2 protein-coding genes are annotated in these 2,591 nt (G+C 68.9%); one reads left to right on the top strand and one right to left on the bottom strand.

Annotated features, from left to right (window positions below):
• Positions 1-23: 23 nt before the first annotated feature.
• On the bottom strand, positions 24-1,100 hold the full coding sequence (locus U0177_RS28905) for a sugar ABC transporter substrate-binding protein (RefSeq protein ID WP_409574164.1): 1,077 nt from the start codon (positions 1,098-1,100) through the stop codon (positions 24-26).
• 110 nt (positions 1,101-1,210) lie between these two features.
• Here U0177_RS28905 and U0177_RS28910 point away from each other — a divergent pair.
• Positions 1,211-2,591 (top strand): protein kinase domain-containing protein (locus tag U0177_RS28910; RefSeq protein WP_409574165.1); only part of this gene is annotated, 1,381 nt, incomplete at its 3' end.

The raw sequence follows: 2,591 nt of genomic DNA on the forward strand, positions 1-2,591 counted from the left end.
GATGATGTGGACTTTCCGAGCCCCTAAATCAGCAGGTGGTCGCCCTGCCAGATGTAGCCGGCTGCCGTATCTTTGCCTATGACTCCCCCGTCGACGCGAATAAAGCGCGGGACGTTCGCAGCCTGGCCTTGGGTCGCCAGGAAGTAGCCGACCCACAGCGCGCCGCCGTGGATGCGGCCGGTTGGGTTCAGCACGGTGGCAACCATATCGCTGCGCGCGACGGCGGCGCAAGCTTCGGGGATGCCGTCGACGCCGCCGATCAGGATCTGGCCCTGTTTGCCGGCCTGGTTGATCGCGCGCAACGCCGCCAGGGCCATCTCATCGTTGTGGCAGAACCCCGCGCGCACGTTCGGGTAGCGCTGCAGCAGGTCGGCCCACAGCCGCGTGACCTTGTCGACATCCCAGTCGCCGGGGGTTTCATCGACCACCTTGATACCGGGGTAGCGCGCCAGCACATTGCGGAAGCCCAGGGCGCGGCCCTGCGCGCCGGTGTGCGTCAGCAGCCCCTGCGTATGAATGATCTCGAAGCTCGTGCTCTGGGCCGCCTCGACCAGCGCCTCGGTCACCTGCTCGGCCATCCAAACGTTGTCGGGCTCGAGCAGCGTAGCGACGCCCAGGTCGCTCAGGTCGTCGGCCAGGCGCGTGTCGATATCGATCACCGGGATACCGTGGGCCACGATCTGGCGCACCGGCTCGATATAGGCGTTCACCGCCAGCGGGTGGATCACCACAAAGTCCCAGGTTTGCCCGGCGATCTCCTCCAGGTCGCGGCGCTGCTTGTCGATGCTCAGCTCGCCATCGTAGCTCACTACGTCGATGCCCAGCAGCTGGCCGAGCATACGCGCAGTGTCGCGGCCGCGCTGGTTCCAGATCGTCTTTAGGCCGTTGTGCGCGAAGGCGGCGCGCAGCCGTGGCTGCGGTGTGGGGATCGCGCTTTGGGGCTGCGGCTGTTGCTCGGCCACGGGCGCGGCGCACCCGGCCATTCCGCCGGCCAGCATCCCTGCCAGCGCGAAGCCACGCAGAAACGCCCGGCGATCGAGCGGCTCGCGCGCGCCGGCCTGGCGAACGAGTTCGGCGAAAGGCGGCTGTTTAGTGTGCATGGTGCGGCCCTCGGCGCTGAGTTTGGCATCTGGTTCAAGGAATGCTAGAATGGATGCACAGTATACCAGCAGTTGTTAGGACCTGCCCAGCAACAGCCATGCGCGAACGAATGATACAGCCATGGTCGCAGCTTGAGCGCTACGAGGTGATTGCGGAGATCGGCCGCGGCGGCGTGGGCGTGGTGTACCGCGCCTACGAGCCGGCACTCGACCGCTCGATCGCGCTCAAGGTGCTGTCGCCCGAGCTGGCGCACCAGCCTGGCTTTGTCGAGCGGCTGCGGCGCGAGGCGATCAGCGCCGCGCGCCTGCGCCACCCACATATCGCGCTGCTGTACGAGCTTGGCCAGTTCGACGACACCGCTTTTCTGGCGATGGAGTATGTCGACGGCCCGTCGTTGCGCCAGGTGCTCGAGGCTGGCCCGATCGGCGCTGAGCGCGCACTGAACATCCTCGGCCAGATCGGTGGCGCGCTCGATTACGCTCACCACATGGGCATTGTGCACCGCGATGTCAAGCCCAGCAATATTCTGATCGGCCCTGGCGATCATGCCGTGCTGATCGACTTCGGCCTGGCCGACATGGCCGAGAATCCGCAAAGCACCGTCGACACCGCGGTGCTGGGCACGCCGCACTACATGGCGCCCGAGCAGGCCGCCGGGCGCGGTGCCGACGCGCGCAGCGACCAGTACGCGCTGGCGGCGGTGGCCTACGAGCTGCTCGCAGGTGTGCCCCCGTTTCATGGGCGCGGCGCCGCTGCGGTGGTTCACGCGCATATCTACGAGCCGCCGGCCCCGCCCACCGAGTACCGCCCGACGCTGCCGATTGGGGTGAACGCGGTGCTGCTGCGCGCGCTCGCGAAATCGCCCTACGCGCGCTACTCGTCGCTGGCGGCGTTTCTCGCCGATCTGCGCGCGTCCTTCGCCACGACCTCGGCTGCGCCGCAGGCCCGCCCACAGCGGCGCGTGCTGCGCATGGCCGGCGCGCTGGCGCTGTTGGCGCTGCTGGCCGGGCTGGGCGCCTGGCTGATTGGCGCGTTTGCCGCCGCGCGTCCGGCCAGCACCGGCGATCAGCTGCCGCTGCCGCAGCAGGTGCTGTGGGCCTACGATACCGAACTGGCCGGCGGGCCGGCGCTGGCTCAGGTGGCCGACACGCTGGTGGTCGGCACGCTCGACGGCGGGCTGCTAGGCCTGCGCGCCGACACTGGCGCGCTGCGCTGGCGCAAGGGCAGCGAGGCAGGCTTTGGCGCACCGGCCGCTGGTGGCGACCAGGTGGTGGTTGGCGGTGCCGATGGCTTTGTGTACGGCCTGTCGCCCGGCAGCGGCGGGACGATCTGGCGCACGCGCGTGTATGGCGCGGTGCGGCTGGCGCCGCTGCTCGACGGCGACCGGCTGGTGGTAGCAACCGAGAAGGGCTATGTGTACCTGCTTCAAGCTGGTAACGGCCAGCTGATCTGGAGCCGCCCGCTTGACCACCTGACTGCGCCGCTCGGCG

The sequence above is a fragment of the Kouleothrix sp. genome (genome assembly GCF_046328425.1).
Lineage (GTDB): Bacteria > Chloroflexota > Chloroflexia > Chloroflexales > Roseiflexaceae > Kouleothrix.

Bases quoted from the DNA above. Each gene is read 5' to 3' on its own strand.
- U0177_RS28905 (WP_409574164.1), bottom strand. From the start codon at position 1,100: ATGCACACTAAACAGCCGCCTTTCGCCGAACTCGTTCGCCAGGCCGGC.